At 60.6% G+C, this 20,312-nt stretch carries 19 protein-coding genes; 7 read left to right on the top strand and 12 right to left on the bottom strand.

Annotation, left to right across the window (positions count from 1 at the left end; genetic code table 11):
- Positions 1-3 precede the first annotated feature (3 nt).
- Complete coding sequence (locus tag GM668_RS14315; RefSeq protein ID WP_155439633.1) at positions 4-774, top strand: spondin domain-containing protein; 771 nt, start codon at positions 4-6, stop codon at positions 772-774.
- A gap of 47 nt (positions 775-821) precedes the next feature.
- Here the strand turns inward: GM668_RS14315 and GM668_RS14310 are convergent, their stop codons facing one another.
- Together GM668_RS14310 and GM668_RS31595 are read right to left on the bottom strand one after the other, a co-directional pair.
- Positions 822-2,087: a hypothetical protein gene (locus GM668_RS14310; protein ID WP_155439632.1), complete on the bottom strand. Its 1,266-nt coding sequence runs from the start codon at positions 2,085-2,087 to the stop codon at positions 822-824.
- 126 nt (positions 2,088-2,213) lie between these two features.
- Entirely contained in the window at positions 2,214-3,848 is a 1,635-nt protein-coding gene (locus tag GM668_RS31595) for a methyl-accepting chemotaxis protein (protein ID WP_155439631.1), read from the bottom strand.
- A 252-nt stretch (positions 3,849-4,100) separates the two neighbouring features.
- On the opposite strand from GM668_RS31595, the gene GM668_RS31180 reads away from it, so the two are divergent.
- Positions 4,101-4,730 (top strand): PEPxxWA-CTERM sorting domain-containing protein, encoded by a 630-nt coding sequence (locus GM668_RS31180; protein ID WP_229499314.1) that lies wholly within the window; start codon positions 4,101-4,103, stop codon positions 4,728-4,730.
- Positions 4,731-4,770: 40 nt separating this feature from the next.
- Here the strand turns inward: GM668_RS31180 and dnaQ are convergent, their stop codons facing one another.
- Genes dnaQ through GM668_RS14285 form a run of 3 tightly spaced genes read right to left on the bottom strand, consistent with a single transcriptional unit; the run spans position 4,771 to position 6,753 of the window.
- Positions 4,771-5,475: a DNA polymerase III subunit epsilon gene (dnaQ, locus tag GM668_RS14295; protein ID WP_155439630.1), complete on the bottom strand. Its 705-nt coding sequence runs from the start codon at positions 5,473-5,475 to the stop codon at positions 4,771-4,773.
- A 59-nt stretch (positions 5,476-5,534) separates the two neighbouring features.
- Positions 5,535-5,975: a ribonuclease HI gene (gene rnhA, locus GM668_RS14290; RefSeq protein ID WP_154378474.1), complete on the bottom strand. Its 441-nt coding sequence runs from the start codon at positions 5,973-5,975 to the stop codon at positions 5,535-5,537.
- Positions 5,962-6,753: a class I SAM-dependent methyltransferase gene (locus GM668_RS14285; protein WP_155439629.1), complete on the bottom strand. Its 792-nt coding sequence runs from the start codon at positions 6,751-6,753 to the stop codon at positions 5,962-5,964. Before GM668_RS14285 ends, rnhA begins: the two co-directional genes overlap by 14 nt.
- 18 nt (positions 6,754-6,771) lie before the next feature.
- Between GM668_RS14285 and gloB the strand changes: the two genes are divergently transcribed.
- Positions 6,772-7,557, top strand: a complete 786-nt coding sequence (gene gloB, locus GM668_RS14280; RefSeq protein ID WP_155439628.1) for a hydroxyacylglutathione hydrolase — start codon at positions 6,772-6,774, stop codon at positions 7,555-7,557.
- 9 nt (positions 7,558-7,566) lie between these two features.
- On the top strand, positions 7,567-8,226 hold the full coding sequence (locus GM668_RS14275) for a 2-hydroxychromene-2-carboxylate isomerase (RefSeq protein ID WP_155439627.1): 660 nt from the start codon (positions 7,567-7,569) through the stop codon (positions 8,224-8,226).
- Positions 8,227-8,284: 58 nt separating this feature from the next.
- Here GM668_RS14275 and aceB read toward each other — a convergent pair whose 3' ends face one another.
- A complete protein-coding gene (gene aceB / locus GM668_RS14270) occupies positions 8,285-9,883 on the bottom strand; it encodes a malate synthase A (RefSeq protein ID WP_155439626.1) in 1,599 nt (532 codons plus the stop codon).
- A gap of 151 nt (positions 9,884-10,034) precedes the next feature.
- On the opposite strand from aceB, the gene GM668_RS14265 reads away from it, so the two are divergent.
- Positions 10,035-10,943, top strand: a complete 909-nt coding sequence (locus GM668_RS14265; protein ID WP_155439625.1) for a LysR family transcriptional regulator — start codon at positions 10,035-10,037, stop codon at positions 10,941-10,943.
- Positions 10,944-11,039: 96 nt separating this feature from the next.
- Here the strand turns inward: GM668_RS14265 and GM668_RS14260 are convergent, their stop codons facing one another.
- The 4 genes from GM668_RS14260 to GM668_RS14245 all read right to left on the bottom strand — a co-directional run bounded on the left by GM668_RS14260 (position 11,040) and on the right by GM668_RS14245 (position 14,357).
- Complete coding sequence (locus tag GM668_RS14260; protein WP_154378486.1) at positions 11,040-11,243, bottom strand: cold-shock protein; 204 nt, start codon at positions 11,241-11,243, stop codon at positions 11,040-11,042.
- Positions 11,244-11,515: 272 nt separating this feature from the next.
- Positions 11,516-11,878, bottom strand: a complete 363-nt coding sequence (locus GM668_RS14255) for an Hpt domain-containing protein (RefSeq protein WP_155439624.1) — start codon at positions 11,876-11,878, stop codon at positions 11,516-11,518.
- 3 nt (positions 11,879-11,881) lie between these two features.
- Positions 11,882-12,532 (bottom strand): uracil phosphoribosyltransferase, encoded by a 651-nt coding sequence (upp, locus tag GM668_RS14250; protein ID WP_155439623.1) that lies wholly within the window; start codon positions 12,530-12,532, stop codon positions 11,882-11,884.
- A 124-nt stretch (positions 12,533-12,656) separates the two neighbouring features.
- Positions 12,657-14,357: an isovaleryl-CoA dehydrogenase gene (locus tag GM668_RS14245; RefSeq protein WP_155439622.1), complete on the bottom strand. Its 1,701-nt coding sequence runs from the start codon at positions 14,355-14,357 to the stop codon at positions 12,657-12,659.
- A gap of 362 nt (positions 14,358-14,719) precedes the next feature.
- Between GM668_RS14245 and GM668_RS14240 the strand changes: the two genes are divergently transcribed.
- Positions 14,720-16,399, top strand: a complete 1,680-nt coding sequence (locus GM668_RS14240) for a putative bifunctional diguanylate cyclase/phosphodiesterase (protein ID WP_229499311.1) — start codon at positions 14,720-14,722, stop codon at positions 16,397-16,399.
- On the top strand, positions 16,396-17,892 hold the full coding sequence (locus GM668_RS14235) for an HDOD domain-containing protein (protein ID WP_229499309.1): 1,497 nt from the start codon (positions 16,396-16,398) through the stop codon (positions 17,890-17,892). The genes GM668_RS14240 and GM668_RS14235 overlap by 4 nt, the downstream gene beginning before the upstream one ends.
- 10 nt (positions 17,893-17,902) lie before the next feature.
- Here the strand turns inward: GM668_RS14235 and GM668_RS14230 are convergent, their stop codons facing one another.
- Together GM668_RS14230 and aroC are read right to left on the bottom strand one after the other, a co-directional pair.
- The gene (locus GM668_RS14230) at positions 17,903-19,054 is read right to left on the bottom strand and encodes an MFS transporter (RefSeq protein WP_155439621.1); all 1,152 of its coding nucleotides are present in this window, start codon (positions 19,052-19,054) and stop codon (positions 17,903-17,905) included.
- A 122-nt stretch (positions 19,055-19,176) separates the two neighbouring features.
- Entirely contained in the window at positions 19,177-20,280 is a 1,104-nt protein-coding gene (gene aroC, locus GM668_RS14225; RefSeq protein WP_155439620.1) for a chorismate synthase, read from the bottom strand.
- Positions 20,281-20,312: the final 32 nt, after the last annotated feature.

The following is a 20,312-nucleotide window of genomic DNA, read 5'->3' as shown; positions in this document are numbered from 1 at the left end:
CGCATGACTAACTCGAAACGCTACACGCTCGCCCTGGGCGCCATCGCGGCAGCAGCCATGCTGTCCGCCTGCAACGGCGGCAGCCACGCCATGACGGAAACACCCGCGCCGGTCACGCCGCCGGCGCCGGCCAACGCCATGTTCGACATCACGCTGGTGAACTTGACGGCCGGCCAGCCGCTGTCGCCGATGGTGGCGGTTGCCCACAGCGATGGTTTTTCCATGTTTAACGTCGGCGAACCAGCCAGCGTCGCGCTGGAACACATAGCTGAAGCGGGCGAAACCACGCAAATGGCGGCGCTGGCCAATGACTCGAAGTCCGTCTACGCCACTGCCGTTGCCAGCGGCGGCCCGCTGCTGCCGGGTCCGGGCAACAGCGCCAGCGTGACCTTGACCATACCGGCCGGCGGCCTGGCGAACGCGCGGCTGTCGATGGCCAGCATGCTGGGCAATACCAACGATGGATTTGCAGGGCTGAGCGCGCAATCGCTGTCATCGCTGGCGGTAGGCGCCACGATGACGGTGCGGTTGCTCAGCTATGACGCAGGCACGGAACGCAATACGGAAAGCGCCGATACGGTGCCGGGACCGGCAACGGCGAAGTCCGGCGGCAAGCGGGAAGGCTTTAACGCCACGCGCGATGACATCGTCAATACCGTACACCTGCATCCGGGTATCGTCAGCAGCGACGATGGGCTGGCGACGTCCGCGTTGACGCAAGCACAGCGCTGGGACAATCCCGTGGCGCTGTTGACGGTCAAGCGGACGCAATAAACGGCTGGCAGGGAGGCGCGGCGCCTGGCCGCCCTCCCCGTTGGCTGTTACTGCTTTTTGGCGGCGCCGGCTTTGGCGCTCTTTGCGCCTTTGGCCTGCGCCGATGGGCATGGGTTGTTGTTATTGGCATCGCACCATGTCTTGGCCTGGTCCCAGGTCCAGTATGGATACTTGCTCATGTCCATCTTCGCATTGATGCAAATGCCGGCCTGGTTCTGGCTTTGCTGCGCCTTGCAGGCGTCACGCACCGCGGTCGGGTTGGCCGTCGGATCCGCACTCATGGCTTGCGCAAAGCACGCCGTCGTCAAATCCTGGATTTCCATCGTGATGATGTTAGGTGTGCTGGTGCACGTGTCATACACGGCGGCGATCGGGTGGTTGGCCGCGATATACGCAGTCGGCTTGGTATCACCCGGCATCGTCACAGTACCGACGTCGAGCACGTTGAACGACTTCAGCTTGTACATGTCTTGCCACACCTGGCGTGGCTCGCTGCCAAACACGAGCACCGGCGCCGTGCCCTGCTTGGATGCATTGACGGGTGGGTTGGCCAGCAAGGTCAGCATCGGCGTAATGTAATTGCGGTTGGCGCTGGCATTGCTGAAGTAGGCTTCCGACATGCCCGGCGTCAGGCACGCGGTCTCGCCGCTGCCGGGAGCGGCGATCGGCGCGATATCAACAATGGATTCATACAGGTTGACCTGGCTGGCCGGCACGCCCACCGTGGTCAGCATGCGCTCCCAGCGGTTCAACGTGGCGTTGTTCAAGTAATCGTAAGCCTGGAATGACGTGTACGGCGGATAGTGCAGCATCATCACGGCTTTTTGCGACACCATCGGCAAGCCCAGCGGCAGCCAGAATTGCCATGGGCCAGGGCAGCCCTTCAAGTTTTGCGCACTTTGCACTTGCCAGCACGACTGGTCGGCTTCGCACGCGGTGACGCCGTTCAGCGCCTGGCCCGCATGGTTATTGTCAAGGAACGTGGTTTGCGCGGCCTGGTATTGCTGGGCGCGGGGATCGTTGCTGTCGATGCTGACCGTGTACGCGGTACCGGCGGCATTGGGTGCCACCGTCACGGAATTGACGGGAATGCCGTCGCGCTTGAGCGACTCCATCAGGTAGCATTCAATGGTGCCGGTAGTGGTGGCAGGCTTGCAGCTTGCATACGAAGACGGCGCAGTCATCGTGTACAACTGGTTGATATACGAGATCGGGCCGATGTCATAAGAAACCACCGCGGCGGACGCGGGCGCCGCCAGTGCGGCAGCAACGGACAGAGCTGACAGGGTATGACGCAATGCTGCTGAACTCATCTACACCTCCTTGTTATTATCGGGCGCCGCCACAGCGGCGGGCCGTTGCAGAATAGCATGGGAATGTGCAAATTTTATTGTCTTTGTGAAATAGTTTTACATCTGTACCGGCAGGCAGACACAGGCTCATCCCCGCGACACCCGCTTGTTCGATGACGGGTCCGCTTCCGCGTCAAACACCGGCGCAACGCCATGATGCAAGATCAATCGCGGCGCAGCCGTCTCGCCTGTATTAAAGAACCGCACGACATTGCTTAGCCGTTCAGCCTGCTCGCGCAGACTGTGCGATGCGGCAGCCGCCTGTTCCACCAGCGCGGCATTTTGCTGTGTCATGCCATCGAGTTGGGCAATGGCCTGGTTGATGTGGCTGATGCCGTGCGTTTGTTCGCGGCTGGCCGACGTGATCTCTCCCATGATGCCGGCCACCTTGCCGATACTGCCGACGATATCGCCCATGGTCTGCCCGGCTTCATTGACCAGCCTGGAACCGGCTTCCACGTTGGCGACCGAAGCGGCAATCAATTCCTTGATTTCCCGCGCGGCGCCGGCCGAGCGCTGTGCCAGCGAGCGCACTTCCGCCGCCACGACAGCAAAGCCGCGGCCCTGTTCTCCGGCGCGGGCCGCTTCCACGGCGGCATTCAAAGCCAGGATATTGGTCTGGAATGCGATGCCATCGATGACGCCAATGATGTCGACGATGCGGCGCGACGATGCGTGGATTTCGCCCATGGTATCGACCACTTGCGACACAATCGCGCCGCCCCGCTTTGCCACGGCCGACGCGGATTGCGCCAGCGTGTCAGCCCGCTGCGCATTGCCGGCATTGCGCTGCACGGTGGACGTCAATTCATCCATGGCTGCGACGGTTTCTTCCAGCGATCCGGCTTGCTGTTCCGTGCGGGCCGACAAATCCATATTGCCTGCCGCGATTTCACCGGATGCCGTGGTAATGGCATCGGTACCGGCCCGCACTTGTCCGACCACGTGCAGCAGGCTGTCGTTCATGGCTTTCAGCGCACGCAGTAAGCGGCCGGTTTCATCGCTTGCCTGCGTATCGATGCGCGACGACAAATCCCCGGCCGCCACGGTTTCCGCGACGGCAATCGCGCTGGCCAGCGGCGCCGTAATGGAGCGCGTAATAAACCACGCTACCGCGGCGCCCAGCGCCACCGCCAGCAAACCCAGCACCAGCAGCATGCCTTGCGACGCCGTCACCTGTTCGGCTGCCTGTGCGCCAGCCTGCGTGGCCAGCGTGGTTTCATGGGCAATCAATTGATCGAACGCTTTCAAGACTGCCTTTAATGCCGGACCCGCTTCATCCGTGAGGAAGGCGGCGGCATCCTGTGTTTCGCCATTGCGGCGCAACGTCAGCATGTGCTCATTTTTCGCCAGGCTGGTTTTCAGCGCTGCGTCCGCCAGCGCCAGCAACTGGTTTTCACGCGCATCCATGTGCAGCCTGACCAGCGCGTCGCGCGCGGCCGCATAGCGCTTGCGCGCTTCCGCCACCTTGTCCAGTTCGTCGTTGATCTGCAAATCCGGCACCACCATCATGGCCGTGGAACCGAGGGCAATGGCGCGCACGTGGCCCGTCATGGCGTTGGCGGCCGCCATTTTCACGTTTTTATCGTTGACGATATCTTGCGCGGCGCTGCCGATGCGGGCCAGCGACACCAGCCCGGTAGCCAGGATGGCTGCCAGCAAAACCAGCACAGCGCCAAATCCCAGCGCCAGCCGGGCGCCGATCTTCAGGTTAAGCGACATGGTGTTCCCCCGAATAGTGGTTGTATGCAGGGGATTATTCGGCAAAGGCGCAAGCGTACCTACGTCAATTCGGACTAGATCGCCACATTCTTGCTGTAGCCGGCACTGACCATAGGAAACAAATTCCAAAAGCAAATAATTCCATATGAAACAAGTACTTGCCGCGCGAAATTGAACACGTTAAGCCTGGCTTCAGGATGAGTTCATGCTAATCTTTTTTGGCAACATTGTCTTAAATACTATGGAGTCCTCATGAAGAAACCACTGATAAAAAAACTCAGCGTCGCCATCGCCGGCCTGATGCTGGCCGGCGCTGCCTCCGCGGCCATCGGCACCGCCTCGGCCAATGATGTCACCCTGGCTGGCAGCCCTGCCGATGCGTTTGCTTACGCGGCAGGCTGGAATCCGCACGCCGGCCCGAACGGCAATACCAGCGGCATGGATGCCCCGTTTGCATCCTATGGCAGCGGCACCTGGTCGCTGCTCGATAAACTCGATAGCGGCTCCGGCCTGCAAAATGCCGGCGTGCTGACTTTTACGTTCAACTTTTCAAACAGCACCAGCGGCGGCTGGAGCGTCACCAATACCAGCCTGACGTCGTCCGTGAATCTGGACCTAGCGCTTGCCATGCATGCGGGTAACCAGGGAGCCTCGTGGCTGTTCGATAACCAGACCGTGCTGCCGGGCCAAACGCTGAACGGCACGTGGGGAATCAACTGGACGGTAGGCAAAGGCCAGGACAACCATCCTCGCTTCAGCAATTTGACGCTGTTTGCCCGCGACATGGTGACGACGCCCGTACCAGAACCTGAAACGTGGGGCATGCTGCTGGCGGGGCTGGGCGTGGTCGGCCTGGCAGCACGCCGCCGCAAGCTGGCTTGATGCTGTAAGCAAAAGGCCGTCTCGCGACGGCCTTGCTAATTTACGCTGCCGGCGCCGTGCGCCACACGCATGTGCCTTTGACGCCTTTATCCAGCGCATTGAGCACGTCTTCATGCGCGGCCAGTTCATCAGCCGACGCCGCCAGCACGATAATCTCACCCAGCGCCACGTCTTCCAGCGCGCCATCGTGTGAGACAATTTCTTCTTCGACATCCATGCCCAGGCTGTTCTGGCCCCGGGTCATGGCCAGGTAGACGTCCGCCAGCAATTCCGCGTCCAGCAATGCGCCGTGCAGTTTGCGGTGGGCGTTGGAAATACCGAAGTGGTCGCACAGCGCATCCAGCGAGTTGCGCTTGCCCGGACGCATTTCCTTGGCTTGCACCAGCGTATCGATGACGCCATGCACGTGGCTGTCAAAGGACGGCAATTTTGCCAGGCTGAACTCGTGGTTCAGGAAGCCCATGTCGAACGGCGCGTTATGGATGATTAATTCCGCGCCTTGGATGTATGCGCGGAATTCATCGACGATTTCAGCAAATTTCGGCTTGGTGCTGAGGAATTCCGTCGTCAAGCCGTGCACCGCCAGTGCGCCCTCTTCCGAATCGCGTTCCGGATTGATGTAAACGTGGAAGTTATTTCCCGTCAACATGCGATTGACCAGCTCAACGCAGCCGATCTCAATGATGCGGTTGCCTTGTTTCGGGTTGATGCCGGTGGTTTCAGTATCGAGAACGATTTGACGCATGGGATTCATAAAGAAGGCTGACGAACGGGCGGCAGTATAGCAGAGGCTGCCTTGGCGAATTATTTGCGGCGGACCGACTCGACGCCCATGTTGGCGAGCTGGTCGGCTTTTTCATTGCCGGGATGGCCATTGTGGCCGCGCACCCAGCGCCAGTCGACTTTGTGCGTGGCCTGGATCTGGTCCAGCGCCTGCCACAAATCCGCATTCTTCACGGGTTCCTTGGTGGACGTCACCCAGCCCTTGCGCTTCCAGCCATGGATCCACTCGCTGATCCCCTTTTGCACATACTGGGAGTCAGTGTGCAGGACCACTTCGCACGGACGCTTCAATGCCTTCAGCGATTCAATCACCGCAGTCAATTCCATCCGGTTATTGGTCGTATTGAGCTCGCCGCCGAACATTTCTTTTTGCGCCTCGCCTGCCACCAGCCATGCCCCCCAGCCGCCGGTGCCAGGATTGCCCTTGCACGCACCGTCAGTAAAAATCTCAACCTTGTCCATCCTGTGATTCCCGTCGTTTATTCGTTGCCGGTATGGCGACCGGCGCCGCCACCCGTTTTTTTGTCCATGGCGGGCCGATCAGCCGCATGCCTTTGACGCGCTTGATCGCCTGCACCATATATACGGCGCCCAAATAGGGCCACCAGCGGGCGCCGGCGCGGTCCATGAACGCATAGCGCTGCAGCCACTTTTCAGTGCGGCAGGCAGGCGCATAACAGCCAAAGTGGCTGGTGGTCGCGCCCAAATTCAACAATTTTAACCAGTCGCGCATGCGCGGCATAGAGATGAATTCGCCGGCGGGCGGTAAAAAGTGCGATCCGGTCAGGCGTCCGGTGACCTGGCGCAAGCCCCACAGGCTGGCGGGATTGAAGCCGCAAATGATCACTTGCCCTTCAGGAATCAGGACCCGCTCCACTTCGCGCAACACCTGGTGCGGCTCGGCGGCAAATTCCAGCACGTGCGGCAACACGACCAAATCCAGGCTTTGCGACGCAAACGGCAGCTCCGCGTAATCGAACGTCACGGCCACCTGCCGCAGTTCCGTCACGTTATCGAGCCGCGCACGGGGCCGGATATCGGCCAGCCATTTGCGCGGCATGCGGTTGGCGGCCAGCGCATCGATTTGCGGCAAACCGATTTGCACGGCGTTATAGCCGAAAATATCGGCTGTCAGTGCGTCAAGCTGAGCTTGTTCCCATGCGCGCACGTACGCGCCGGCCGGCGTTTGCAGCCAGGAGTCCAGCGCTATAATGGATTTTTCTGATGCGGCGCTATCCATGCCACTTTCCCCGACTGTATGAACCAAACGCTCAGTGTTCTCACCATACCCGCTTTTAACGACAATTACCTGTGGCTGATCCACAATGGTGTGAACGCCGCCGTGGTGGACCCGGGCGATGCGCAACCCATCCAGGCAGCATTGCGCGCAAATAAGCTGGTGCTGACTGCCATTTTACTCACCCACCACCACGCCGACCATACCGGCGGTGTCCCTGCATTATTGCAGCAATACGCGGTGCCCGTATTCGGCCCCGCACACGATGGTATTGCTGTGGTCACGCAGCCACTGTCCGAGGGCGACGCCATCGACGTGCCGGGCTTGCCGCTGCGCTTGTCCGTGCTGGATGTGCCGGGCCATACGCGCGGCCATATTGCCTACGTCCGCAACGACGGCGAACACTGGCTGTTTTGCGGCGACACGCTGTTTGCCGGCGGCTGCGGCCGCCTGTTTGAAGGCACGCCCGCGCAAATGGCCGCGTCGCTGGACAAATTGGCGGCGCTGCCTTCCGATACGAAAGTCTTTTGCGCCCATGAATACACGCTGTCCAACCTGCGTTTCGCGCTGGCCGTGGAACCTGGCAATATGGATTTGCAGGCCCGCATGGAAGCGGACCGCCGCAAGCGGGACCGGGGCGAACCGACCGTGCCCAGCACGATCGGCATGGAACGCAGCACCAACCCGTTTTTGCGCTACGGGAAACCGCAAATCGCGGCACAATTAGTAACAAAAGGAAAACTGCAAGGTGGCGAAGACTCGGTGGCCGTGTTTGCGGCCCTGCGGCAATGGAAAAATACTTTCTGAGGAGACAGTATGAGTGTACGCCCGCTGGTGACGTTTTATTTTGACCCGATCAGCCCGTTTGCCTGGCTGGCGACCAAGGATATCAGCTGCATTGAAGCGGCTGGCTGCCGGGTTGAATTCCAGCCGATCTTATTTGCCGCCATGTTGACGGCGCACGGTAATAAAGGACCGGCGGAAATTCCCGCCAAGCGCGTGCACACGTTCCGCGACGTGATGCGGCTGGCGGCGGAAATGGGCTTGAAGTTTGTCGGGCCGCCGGGCCACCCGTTCAATCCGCTGATGGCGCTGCGCATGGCCACGGCCATTACGGATCCGGAACAGCGCAAAGCGTTCGTCGTTGCCATGTATGCGGCGTGCTGGGAACGGGGCAAGGATGTGTCGCAGTCTGATGTGCTGATTGTGCTGGCCAATGACTGCGGCCTCGATGGCGAAGCGCTGGCGGAAGCGGCCGTGACGCCGGAAATCAAGCAGCAGCTGGCCGCGGCCACGGAAACCGCCATCGGACGGGGCATTTTCGGCGTGCCCACGTTTGAATATGAAGGGGAATTTTTCTGGGGCGCGGACCGGATTGATTCGCTGCTGTGGCGGATTGCGGGGAACAGGATCGATGAGGCGGCGCTGCAAGCCTTCCTCGACAAACCACCGCTGTCCCAGCGAAAGCAGCAATAACAGCAACGGCGCCACACGGGCGCCGTTTTCAGTGAAGCGCCGCCCCGCGGCGCATTCATCAGATTTCTTCGTACAGCGGCAAGGTCAGGAATTCCGCGAAGTTCGACGACGTGCACATGTCGGCGAAGATCTGGCCTGCGCGGTCGTAGTTCGGGCTGGAACCATCCGGCGCCGTGGCTTTCACCTTCGGCAATTCTTCTTCGATCATCTTCAGCACGATGTCCGCGGTGACTTTGGCGCCATTGTCCAGCACGCCTTTGGTCGAGCGGATCCACTGCCAAACCTGCGCACGGCTGATTTCCGCCGTCGCCGCATCTTCCATCAGGTTGTGGATCGGCACGCAGCCATTGCCGCCCAGCCAGCTGCCCAGGTAGTGGATACCCACGTTGATGTTGTAGCGCAGGCCCGCTTCCGTGATCGGCGCTTCCGGCTGGAAGTTCAGCAAGTCGGCGGCTGTCACGTTGACGTCAGGACGCTGTTTGCTGATCTGGTTCGGCGCATCGCCCAGCACTTTCTTGAACTCGCCCATGGCCAGTTCCACCAGGCCAGGGTGCGCGACCCAGCCGCCGTCATAGCCATCGGTCGCGTCGCGCGATTTGTCGTTGCGCACGCCGCCCATCGCGATTTCATTCTTTTCCGGATCATTCTTGATCGGGATCAGTGCCGCCATGCCGCCGATGGCCGGTGCATTGCGCTTGTGGCAGGTTTTCAGCAGCAGCAGCGCGTACGAACGCATGAATGGCGACGTCATCGTGACTTTGGCGCGGTCGGCCAGGCAGAAGTCCTTGTCCAGCTTGAATTTCTTGATGCATGAGAAGATGTAATCCCAGCGGCCCGCGTTCAGGCCCGAGCTGTGTTCACGCAGCTCATACAGGATTTCATCCATTTCAAACGCGGCCAGGATGGTTTCGATCAGCACGGTGGCTTTGATCGTGCCTTGCGGGATGCCCAGCTCATTTTGCGTCATGACGAAGATGTCGTTCCACAGGCGCGCTTCCAGGTGCGATTCCATCTTCGGCAGGTAGAAGTAAGGACCGGCGCCACGGGCCAGCTGTTCTTTCGCGTTGTGGAACATGAACAGCGCGAAGTCGAAGATACCGCCGGAAATGCGCTTGCCATCGACCAGCACGTGCTTTTCATCCAGGTGCCAGCCGCGTGGACGCACCACCAGGGTGGCGGTCTTGTCGTTCAGCTTGTACGACTTGCCATTCTGTTCCAGCGAAATGGTTTTGCGCACCGCATCAATCATGTTGATCTGGCCGGAAATCTGGTTATCCCAGTTTGGCGTGTTCGAATCTTCGAAGTCGGTCATGTAGCTGTCGGCGCCGGAATTGAGCGCGTTGATGACCATCTTGCGGTCCACCGGGCCCGTGATTTCCACGCGGCGGCATTCCAGCGCTTTCGGGATCGGCGCAATCGTCCAGTTGCCTTCGCGGATATGGGCGGTTTCCTTCAGGAAGTCAGGACGCTCACCCTCGTCCAGGCGCTTGGCGCGGGCCACGCGGGCGGCCAGCAATTCCTGGCGGCGCGGCTCGAATGCACGCGACAGCTTGGCCACCAGGGCCAGCGCTTCAGGGGTCAGTACCGTTTCGTAACCGGGCTTGATGGCGCCCGTGATTTCCATACCAGCTGGCAGTTGAATGGTGGCTTGCGACATGTGATCTCCGTTCTTTCGTATTGATGGAATCCTCAGTATAGGCTTTTACGCCCACATCGTTTTTGCAGTATATTCACTAATAAGTTATGGAAACAAGACTAAAAATCACATCATCTATGCGTTTTTTGCACAAATCAAAAGGAGCAGTTGAATGGGGCAGTTCAGGCAAATCTCCACGTTCGTCGATGTTGTCGCCAAGGGCAGCCTGTCTGCCGCAGCCCGCGCGGAAGGCATAGCGCCCGCCGTTATTGGGCGCCGGCTTGATGCACTGGAGCAGCGGCTGGGGGTTAAACTGTTGCAGCGCACCACGCGCAAACTGGCCCTGACCAACGAAGGCGCCGCATTCCTGGAAGATTGCCAGCGCATTTTGACGGAACTGGAAGACGCGGAAGCGGCCGTGGCCGAACGCAGCGCGCGCGCAACAGGCCACTTGCTGGTGTCGGCGCCGGCCGGTTTTGGCCGCCAGCACGTGGCGCCGCTGCTGCCGTCGTTCCTCGCTGAACACCGCGACGTGCGCGCCACGCTGAACCTGTCCGACCGCGTGGTGGACTTGATCGGTGAAGGCGTTGACGTGGCGATCCGTATCGCGTCGCTGCAGGATTCCAGCCTGGTGGGCGTGAAGCTGGCGGACAATCACCGCGTCATTGTCGCCACCCCCGCTTACCTGAAACGCCATGGCACGCCGACCACGCTGGACGACCTGGCCAAGCACAATTGCCTGGCCATCAGCAGCGACGGCAGCCAGCGCGGCTGGACCTTCAAGGTCGATGGCAAAATCATCACGATGAAAGTGTCGGGCAACATGGGCTGCAATGACGGCGCCGTGCTGCACGAGTGGGTCTTGCAGGGTAAGGGGCTGGCGTGGCGTTCGATGTGGGAAGTGGGCGCCGACCTGGAGGCCGGCCGCTTGGTGCCGGTGCTGGAACAGCATGCCGCGCCAGGCAATGACATTTATGCGGTATTTGCCCAGCGCAACCACTTGCCGCTGCGGATACGGGCGTTTGTAGACTTCCTGCGCCGCTCGTACTCGCAACCGGGGTACTGGCGCAAAGCCACCTAACTAATCGGGTATTTCACATGCCTGTAGCGAAAGCTACAGGCGAAAAAAAATCCTCGTAGACCGAGGATTTTTCTTATCGTTGGATCCAGCCCTGTATTACAGAGGTTGGATGTTCGATGCTTGCTTGCCTTTTGGGCCAGCGGTTACGTCGAACGATACGCGCTGGTTCTCTTGCAGCGATTTGAAGCCTTGAGTTTGGATCGCCGAGAAGTGAGCGAACAGATCTTCGCCGCCTTCGTCAGGGGTGATGAAGCCAAAACCCTTCGAATCATTGAACCATTTTACGATACCAGTTGCCATTACAATTCCTATTTCAGTTAAATTGGGCTTGCGCCCGTGATATCGTTTGAAGCAAGTAAGCCAGCCAAGCTGCAGTACTCTGAATCTAACGATCCCGCATTATACCGAATAAAACGGGGTTGTCCCGTTTCCACGAAAATAAATGCAGGGAGTGACGTTATTGCGTTGTCTCGTCGTCCGAGCACGTGTTTCGCGCGGCATGGATGCCACTATAGACAAAATTTTAAGAAGAGGGTTGAGGAATATCATTCGTGCGTGTCGAGCTAACGCTCTCAAACACGATATTCCGCCGCCTTCGGGTCAATGGCTGCCCAGGACAAGTACTGCGAAATCATCGCCGCCAACTGCTGCCAGTGAACCACGTCGACCGGGCGTTTCCCCAGTAATGGCCGGACTTCCTGCTCCAGGCGGCGGGCTTCGGTTCCCAGCACAGGATAACCAAAAGTTGCTGCCGAACCAGCCACGCCGTGCAGTAATTCATGCAGTTTATGCAATGATTGCTCATCCGCGTCCGCGTTGCAGCAATACGACAGCGCTGCGGAAATCGCTGCCATCGTACCGGGAATCGTCGCCCCGTATTTCTCTGACAGCGCGTTCAGGCGGTCGCGGAAATGTGGATCCTGGACAGTGGCCATGATTTACTTGGTGCCGAAAATGCGGTCGCCCGCGTCGCCCAGGCCGGGAACAATGTAGGCGTGGTCGTTCAGGTGCGAATCCAGCGACGCGCAGTAAATTTTCACGCCTGGATGTGCGTTCTGGAACACCGTGATGCCTTCCGGCGCCGCCACCAGCGACAGGAAAATGATCTGGTCATCAGCCACGCCGCGCTTTTTCAGCACGTCAACCGCGTGCACGGCCGAATTGCCGGTCGCCACCATCGGGTCGCACAGGATGAACATGCGCTCTTCCAGGTCCGGCAACCGCACCAGGTATTCCACCGGCTGGTGGGTTTCCGGGTCGCGGAACACGCCGATGTGGCCCACGCGGGCCGACGGCACCAGGTCCAGCAAGCCATCGCTCATGCCGATACCGGCGCGCAGCACGGGAATGATGGCCAGCTTGCGGCCCGCAATCACGGGCGCCTGGATCGTCATCAGCGGCGTTTCGATTTCGCGGGTGGTCAGCGGCAAGTCGCGGGTGATTTCATACCCCATCAGCAGCGTGATTTCCTTCAGCAAGTCGCGGAAGGTGCGCGTCGACGTGGCCTTGTCGCGCATGTGGCTGAGCTTGTGCTGGATCAGCGGGTGGTTGGTGATGTAGAGGTTGGGAAAGCGCGGATCTTGTTTCATGTCGGGGAACCTGTGATCAGAGGATGCCCGGCCTGTACGCCCGGCACCCATGTCAATATAGAAATGCTTATACCCGGCATTATCCCAGCCCGGCGCGGGCTGGGGAATGTTTTTCGCGAATTAATTACTGCGGCAGTGCGCGCGCCAGGATGGCTGCGCAATCGGTTCCCGCCGGCAGCCGCCCGAACGCCCCGCCCGGCTCGCGGTCAATGCGCGATGCAATAAACGCCTCGCTGACTGCGCGCGGCGCGTGGCGCAGCAGCAAAGCCGCCTGTACGGCCAGCACGATGCGCTCGGCCAGCACGCGTGCGCCGAATTCATCCGGCGCCTGCCCTGCCATTGCACGCACATCGGCCAGCAGCGCTGCACGGTAGCCATCGAAATGCGCATTGCCGCCGCCCGCCAGCGCCAGTTCCGCCGCCAGCGCGTCGCCGGCCGCCGGGCTCTTGCCAAAGGCGCGCAGCAAATCCAGGCACATAATGTTGCCGGAACCTTCCCAGATCGAATTCACGGGGAAATCACGGTACATGCGCGCCAGCGGGCTTTCTTCGACATAGCCGCTGCCGCCGATGACTTCCATCGCTTCCGCGCCAAACGCGGGACCGCGCTTGCACACCCAGTACTTGCCGGCCGGCGTCAGGATGCGCCCCAGCAGCGTTTCCTGCGGATTGCCGGGATGGTCAAAGCAGCGCGCCAGGCGCATGGCCAATACCGTTGCCGCTTCCGATTCCAGCGCCAGGTCCGCCAGCACGTTTTGCATCAACGGCTGTTCCGACAGCGGCTTGCCAAACGCCGTGCGCCGGCGCGCGTGGTGCAGCACGTGCGTCAGCGCGGAACGCATGGTGGCTGCGCTGCCAATCACGCAATCGAGGCGCGTCAGGCTGGCCATGTCCAAAATGGTCGGGATGCCGCGCCCGGCCTGCCCTACCAGCCAGCCATAGGCGCCGGTAAACTCCACCTCGGACGACGCGTTCGAGCAATTGCCCAATTTATCCTTGAGGCGCTGCACCCGCACCTGGTTGCGGCTGCCATCGGGCAGGTAGCCAGGCACCAGGAAGCAGCTCAAGCCTGCACTGGTGCCCTCTTCCGTCTGCGCCAGTACCAGGTGCGCATCGCACTGCGGCGCCGAATAAAACCATTTATGGCCGACGATGCGGTACACGCCGCCGGCCTCCGCGCCAAACACGGATTGCGCTTCCGAAGGCAGCACTGGTTCGGCCCGTGTGGTATTGGCCCGCACGTCGGAACCGCCCTGCTTTTCTGTCATGCCCATGCCGATCAGCGCGCCGCGCTTTTGCGCAATCGGCAGCGGGCGCGGGTCATAGTCGCGCGACAGGATTTTCGGCAGCCACTGCTGCGCCAGCGCCGGCGCCGCATGGCGCAGCGCGGCGACGGATGCATACGTCATCGTCACGGGACACTGGGCGCCATTTTCGACCTGCCCAAACAACAGATACTTCGCAGCCCGCGCCACCTGTGCGCCCGGCGCACCATCCCATGCCGACGCATGGGCGCCATGTTCAATCAGCATTTGCATCAGCTGGTGCCAGGCCGGATGGAATTCCACCTGGTCGATGCGCTTGCCGGTACGGTCGAAATGATGCAAAACCGGTTTATTGGCATTCGCTAACCGCGCCAAATCCAGCGTTTCCGCCAATCCCAATCGCTCTCCCAGCGCCACTAATTCAGTGTGTGCCGCAGCGCCGCCTTCCCGTTCCAGCGCTTCGCGCAATGCAATATCTGCCAGATATAAATTGACATTCCCGAACGGCGCCGGCTGATTCAATACTTGATGTGTTTCAAATGGATTTTCCGTCACTGGCATGGCTCGCTCCTTACAGTCATTCCACGAGCGTAATGCGGTCACGGAAAAACAACAAGCACTTGCTTGAATAAATTATCCGCAGGAATTGTGCTGAAGATTATTTTCTCTTACTGTACGACCATGATTGCCATCTGCTACCCTGATGGTTGGAAAGCCATGCGGTTTTACTGCGCCTATTCGCATCAACCTTGTTAAAAGGCACGTTTTTTTCAAAAAACCGTGATAAAAGTTGTCATATTTCATTTTTTTAATGGCGCATCGGTGATACATTTCGTTCTGCTTTACCCCGCGCCTCAATAAAATAGACCGTGACGATGTTACCCAGCCCTTCCACCGTGCCGCTACGCGACAGCAAAAACGACATGGACAGCCTTCTAGAAGAGGCTGGTGACATCGTATTCCGGCTGCAACTGTCGGGCCATATTGAATATGCCAACCGCCGCGCCTGCTTGATGGCGGAAATGCCATCGTTGTACGGACAACTGTTGCCGGCGCTGGCCTATGACCCCGACCAGGCGCCACTGCGCGCCGCCCTCGCCGACGTCCAGCAAACAGGCGTGGCCGGCCGCGTGGAAGCCCGTTTCCGCTCGCACGAAACCGATATCTGGTTTGAATTGCGCATTTCACTGTTCGCCATCGAAGGACGCCAGGAATTCCTCGTCATCGGCCGCGACTTGACGGCGCAGCACGCGACGGAAGAGCGTTTGCGCCACATGGCCACGCACGATGCGCTGACGGAACTGCCTAACCGCCTGCTGCTGGCCGACCGCATCCGCATGACCATCGCGCAAGCCCGCCGCTCCGGCCAGGGTTTTGCCGTGGCCTCTATCGGCCTCGACGCGTTCAAAAAAGTCAACGACGGCCTCGGGCACCCGGTCGGCGACGCCGTGCTGCGCATGGCTGCCGCCCGCTTGCGTAAAACCCTGCGCGACAGCGATACGCTGGCCCGCGTGGGCGGCGATGAATTCGTCGCGGTTCTACCCGGCACGTATACGGAAGCGCAAATCAAGCTGGTAACGGGCCGCCTGCTGGCCACGCTGCAGGCGCCGTTTGAAATCGAAGGCCATACGATTTATATCGGCGCCTCGGCCGGCGTCGCCGTCTACCCGCAGCACGCGGAAGATGAAGTGCGGCTGGTGGCGATGGCCGATGCCGCGCTGTCGCGCGCAAAAATCACGGGCAAGGCCCGCGCAGTCGTGTATAACCCGCAGCACAGCGGTCCGCCGGAACACGATATTTCACTGGAAGCGGCCATGTTCTCGGCCGTGCGCGAAGGCGAGTTTTTACTGTATTACCAGCCCATCGTCGATGCCCGCACGCGGGAAATCGAAGGGTTTGAAACCCTGATGCGGTGGAAACACCCGACGTTGGGCATGGTGCCGCCGGCCCGGTTCGTGCCGATCGCGGAAACCAATGGCTTGATCAACCTGCTGGGCGCGTGGGCGCTGAAGTCGGCCTGCGTCCAGCTGAAGCAATTCCAGGAAGTTGCCAAGCGGAATTTGTATATTTCTGTTAACATTAGCCCCCGGCAATTCCGAAATGACAAATTCCTTGACGTGCTCGATGACGCGATTGCGTTTTCCGGCCTACCTGGTGAGCAATTGGTTTTAGAGATTACAGAAGGCACTTTGATGATCGATCCGGCGCATGCCGAGACGATCTTGACGAAAATGGCAGAGCGCAAAGCGCGCATCGCCATCGACGACTTTGGCACTGGTTATTCGTCGCTGGCCTACCTGAAACGCTTCCCGATTTCCGTCCTGAAAATCGACCGCGCCTTTATCCGCGACTTGCCGGGTTCGCAAAAGGATGGCGCCATCTGTAACGCCGTGCTCGATCTCGCCAAGCACCTGGATTTGTCCGTGGTCGCGGAAGGTGTGGAAACCGATGAACAGCTGGCCTACATGGCGCAGCGCGGCTGCAAATACATCCAGGGTTACCTGACCGGCAAGCCCATGGCTGCCGCGACCGCCATTGCGGCGCTCAATGAGCGCACGTACGCGAATCTGATGCCGGGCGAATTGCGGCAGGTGGGCGCATGAGCCAGACCGGCGCCAGCAGCAAAGCCGACGGCAGCAAGACCCTTGCCCTGCTGTGGGACCGCACCCGCATGCAAGGCGACATGCCGGGCTTCGCCAAAGCCATTACCGCCATCCTGTCCGCCATGCGCGGCGAAGATGACGTGGAATTCAACATGACGCGCACCGTGCTGTCGGACCCGGTCCTGACGCAAAAAGTGCTGCGCCTGGCCAATAGCGGCATGTATTCATCGTTTGGGCAGCACGTCAATACCGTGTCCAAAGCCGTGCTGGTGCTGGGCACCGATGCCATTGGCCACCTGGCGCTGGGCTTGAAGATGGTCGAAGAAATGACCAGCACGTCGCCCAACCACGGCGTGGCCCACGTTGAAATGGAAAAGGCCGTACTGGCCGGCATGGTGGCGCAGCAAGTGGCGGAAAGCGCGTCGTCGATCCACGCGGAAGAAGCTGTCGTGTGCTCGATGCTGCACACCTTGGGCCGCATGATGATCACGTTCTACATGCCCGAGCGCTGGGAATTGATGCGCCAGCAAGGCGGCGAAGGCCGTGAAGATGATGCGGCGCCCGATGTGCTGGGCCTGACCCTGGAAGAAGTGGGCAGCGCCGCCGCCGCGCACTGGGGTTTGCCGAAAAACCTGCAAAACGGCATGCGCAAACTAGGGCCGATGGAAGAAGGACAGGAAGTGTCGGCTTCCGACTGGATTGCCGGCCTGTCGACGATGGCTGCGCAATGCGCGGAATCGCTGTGGAATGACGATGCGGCGGGCGCCGAAGAAGTCAGGCGCATTACCGCCAGCTACTCCGCCATGCTGGGCGTCGATCCCGAACAAATGGATGCGGCCATCGAAAAAGCCAAAGCCGTGGCGGCAGCGGATTTGACCATCGCGCCGCTGTCCAAGCCGGCCGAGCGCCGCGCCAAGGCGCTGGCGAAAACACGCCAGCGCGCCGAAGGCATCAAGATCCTGCAAAGCGGCTTGAACGACATGCGCGACATCGCAGCCACGGCCATGCCGGGCCAGATGGTGTCGATTGCGCTGGAAACCATCTACCAGGGGCTGGAATTTTCGCGCGCCGTGGCGTTTGTCCGCAACCGCCGCGAAAGCTGCTACACCGCCCGCATGAGCTTTGGCGACGGCGTGCGCGAACGGCTGGCGGAAATGACATTTTCCGACGCCTATGAGCCGAACGTGTTCCATGCAGCGCTCAACAGCGACCGCGTGATTTTCATTGAAAACGCCAGGGATCCGAAGTTTGCCGCCAAGCTGCCGGGCTGGTGGCGCGACACGCTGAGCGAAGCACGCAGTTTCGTCGTGCTGCCGCTGCTGGCCAATGCGCAGCCGGCCGGCTTCCTGTATGGCGACTGGGATGAATCGTTCCCGCCGATTCAATTGAGCCAGACGGAATTCACGCTGCTCAACGATATCCGTGCGATGGTCGTCAAAGCCATCGAACGCCGCCATCAGCTGGAAACCGTCGGCGGCAACAAGGTAGCGTAATGAACGCTATTTAACGCTGATCGGTCCGCTGCCAGTGGAACGATAGCGCCGACACGATCCCCGCCGCGGCACACAGCCCCGCCGCCACGAAATACACCGATTCCGCGCCAAAGCGCTCCCAGCAGCGCGACAGCGCCACGCCTGCCAGCGAACCGCCGATGCCATACGACAGGCTGATATACAGCGCCTGTCCCCTTGCCTGCAATGGCCCGGCAAACCAGCGCTGCATGGCCAGCACGCTCGATGAGTGGTGCAGCGCAAACGTGGCCGCATGCAGCACTTGCGCAGCGATCAGCGCGGCGATCCATTGCGCACCGGCGCCGATCACGGCAAAGCGCACGGCGCCCGCAATAAAGGTGACCATCAGCAGGCGGCGCGCGCCCCACCGTTTCAGCAGCGGCCCCTGCAAATAAAACAGGACCACTTCGGCCACCACCCCCAGCGACCACATGGCGCCGATCAGTGTCTTGCTGTAGCCATGCCGCGCCAGATACAGTGAATAAAACGTGTACAGCGCCATGTGGGCCGCAATCATCAGCGCCGACGACACAAAGAATGCGATGACTTCGCGCCGGCGCAGCACGGACAGCAGCGCGGGCGGCGGACCCTTGTGCGGCTGGCGCGGCACGTCGCGCAGCCGCAGCGCCGCCATCCACGTGCACAGCAGCAGCGCGCCGGCCGACCAGGGCAGCGCACCGGTGCCGAACCAGTCCAGCACATAGGCCGTCGCCATCATCATGACGATAAAGCCGATGGAGCCCCACAGGCGGATCCGGCCGTAATACGTCATGTCGCCGCGCATTTCCGACAGCATCAGCGCTTCGCACAGCGGTCCCTGCGCACTGGTGAATAAATTCAGCACCACCATCGCCACAAAGAAATGCGCAAAATCCGTGCCGATAAAGAAGCCGGAAAATGCCGCCATGGCGGCCAGCCCCGTGATGCGCAGCACGCGCACGCGGTGTTCGCTGTGATCGGCGACCCAGCCCCACAGATTGGGGCCAACGATCCGCATAACCTGGATCAGCGCCATCAGCACGCCGATCTGCGCCACTGTCATGCCTTTGTCGGCATAAAACAGGCTGGCATAGCTGGAGAACGTGCCCGCGTGGGCATAGTAGAAGAAAAGGAAGGCGGAGTAATTGAAGAACTGGGTGGGCATATGGCCTCGTCATCCCCGCGAATGCCTGGGCGGCCCCGCGGCGATCCATGCTGAGCAACTCCGGATGCGGCCTATGGATTCCCGCATGCGCGGGAATGACGAATCAGGGCGCCGGCATTAAATTACTTTGCTCGGGCAATATCCGGCGTCGCCACCTGGACGTCACCGCACTGCGCGCGGTGCATCAGTGCGTGGTCCATCAACACCAGCGCCAGCATGGCTTCCGCAATCGGCGTGGCGCGGATGCCGACGCATGGATCGTGGCGGCCAAAGGTTTCCACCATGACGGGGTTGCCATCCTTGTCGATGGAACGGCGCGGCGTACGGATCGACGACGTTGGTTTAATGGCGATCGACACGGTAATATCCTGGCCCGTGGAAATGCCGCCCAGGACGCCGCCCGCGTTATTGCCGACGAAGCCTTGCGGCGTCAATTCATCGCCATGCTCGGAACCGCGCTGCGATACCGACTGGAAGCCGGCGCCAATCTCGACGCCCTTGACCGCGTTAATGCCCATCATCGCATACGCAATGTCGGCATCGAGCTTGTCGTAAATCGGCTGCCCCAGCCCCACCGGCACGTTTTGCGCGATGACATCGATGCGCGCGCCGATGGAATCGCCATCGCGGCGCAAATCATCCATATAGCTTTCCATGCGGGCGATCAGCGCCGCATCGGCCGTCGCGGCAAAGAACGGATTGTTCGGCACGTGCTCGTACGACTCAAATGGAATACCGATTTCACCCAGTTGGCTCATGCAGCCTTTAAAGACTGTGCCGTACTGCTGCAACAGCCATTTCTTGGCAATCGCTGCCGCGCCCACGATCGGCGCCGTCAAACGCGCCGACGAACGGCCGCCGCCGCGCGGATCGCGCACGCCATATTTGTGCCAGTACGTGTAATCGGCATGGCCGGGACGGAAGCTTTCCGCGATATTGCCGTAATCCTTGCTGCGCTGGTCTTCATTGCGGATCAGCAGCGCAATCGGCGTGCCGGTGGTGACGCCCTGGTACACGCCGGACAGGATTTCAACGCGGTCCGGCTCCTGGCGCTGCGTCACGTGGCGCGACGTGCCAGGCTTGCGGCGGTCCAGTTCAGGCTGGATATCCGCTTCCGACAGCGGCAGCCCGGGCGGGCAGCCATCGATGACGCAACCGATCGCCACGCCGTGCGATTCACCAAAAGTACTTACCGAAAACAGCTTGCCAAAAGAATTGCCGGACATGTCAGTAGAGATGTGAAAAACTGGGGGAACGC

Origin of the sequence: Pseudoduganella ginsengisoli (genome assembly GCF_009720865.1) — a bacterium.
GTDB classification, from domain to species: domain Bacteria; phylum Pseudomonadota; class Gammaproteobacteria; order Burkholderiales; family Burkholderiaceae_D; genus Rugamonas; species Rugamonas ginsengisoli.
This window is presented reverse-complemented; position numbering and strand designations above follow the sequence as displayed.

Bases quoted from the DNA above. Each gene is read 5' to 3' on its own strand.
- GM668_RS14315 (WP_155439633.1), top strand. From the start codon at position 4: ATGACTAACTCGAAACGCTACACGCTCGCCCTGGGCGCCATCGCGGCA.
- GM668_RS14310 (WP_155439632.1), bottom strand. From the start codon at position 2,087: ATGAGTTCAGCAGCATTGCGTCATACCCTGTCAGCTCTGTCCGTTGCT.
- GM668_RS31595 (WP_155439631.1), bottom strand. From the start codon at position 3,848: ATGTCGCTTAACCTGAAGATCGGCGCCCGGCTGGCGCTGGGATTTGGC.
- GM668_RS31180 (WP_229499314.1), top strand. From the start codon at position 4,101: ATGAAGAAACCACTGATAAAAAAACTCAGCGTCGCCATCGCCGGCCTG.
- dnaQ (WP_155439630.1), bottom strand. From the start codon at position 5,475: ATGCGTCAAATCGTTCTCGATACTGAAACCACCGGCATCAACCCGAAA.
- rnhA (WP_154378474.1), bottom strand. From the start codon at position 5,975: ATGGACAAGGTTGAGATTTTTACTGACGGTGCGTGCAAGGGCAATCCT.
- GM668_RS14285 (WP_155439629.1), bottom strand. From the start codon at position 6,753: ATGGATAGCGCCGCATCAGAAAAATCCATTATAGCGCTGGACTCCTGG.
- gloB (WP_155439628.1), top strand. From the start codon at position 6,772: ATGAACCAAACGCTCAGTGTTCTCACCATACCCGCTTTTAACGACAAT.
- GM668_RS14275 (WP_155439627.1), top strand. From the start codon at position 7,567: ATGAGTGTACGCCCGCTGGTGACGTTTTATTTTGACCCGATCAGCCCG.
- aceB (WP_155439626.1), bottom strand. From the start codon at position 9,883: ATGTCGCAAGCCACCATTCAACTGCCAGCTGGTATGGAAATCACGGGC.
- GM668_RS14265 (WP_155439625.1), top strand. From the start codon at position 10,035: ATGGGGCAGTTCAGGCAAATCTCCACGTTCGTCGATGTTGTCGCCAAG.
- GM668_RS14260 (WP_154378486.1), bottom strand. From the start codon at position 11,243: ATGGCAACTGGTATCGTAAAATGGTTCAATGATTCGAAGGGTTTTGGC.
- GM668_RS14255 (WP_155439624.1), bottom strand. From the start codon at position 11,878: ATGGCCACTGTCCAGGATCCACATTTCCGCGACCGCCTGAACGCGCTG.
- upp (WP_155439623.1), bottom strand. From the start codon at position 12,532: ATGAAACAAGATCCGCGCTTTCCCAACCTCTACATCACCAACCACCCG.
- GM668_RS14245 (WP_155439622.1), bottom strand. From the start codon at position 14,357: ATGCCAGTGACGGAAAATCCATTTGAAACACATCAAGTATTGAATCAG.
- GM668_RS14240 (WP_229499311.1), top strand. From the start codon at position 14,720: ATGGACAGCCTTCTAGAAGAGGCTGGTGACATCGTATTCCGGCTGCAA.
- GM668_RS14235 (WP_229499309.1), top strand. From the start codon at position 16,396: ATGAGCCAGACCGGCGCCAGCAGCAAAGCCGACGGCAGCAAGACCCTT.
- GM668_RS14230 (WP_155439621.1), bottom strand. From the start codon at position 19,054: ATGCCCACCCAGTTCTTCAATTACTCCGCCTTCCTTTTCTTCTACTAT.
- aroC (WP_155439620.1), bottom strand. From the start codon at position 20,280: ATGTCCGGCAATTCTTTTGGCAAGCTGTTTTCGGTAAGTACTTTTGGT.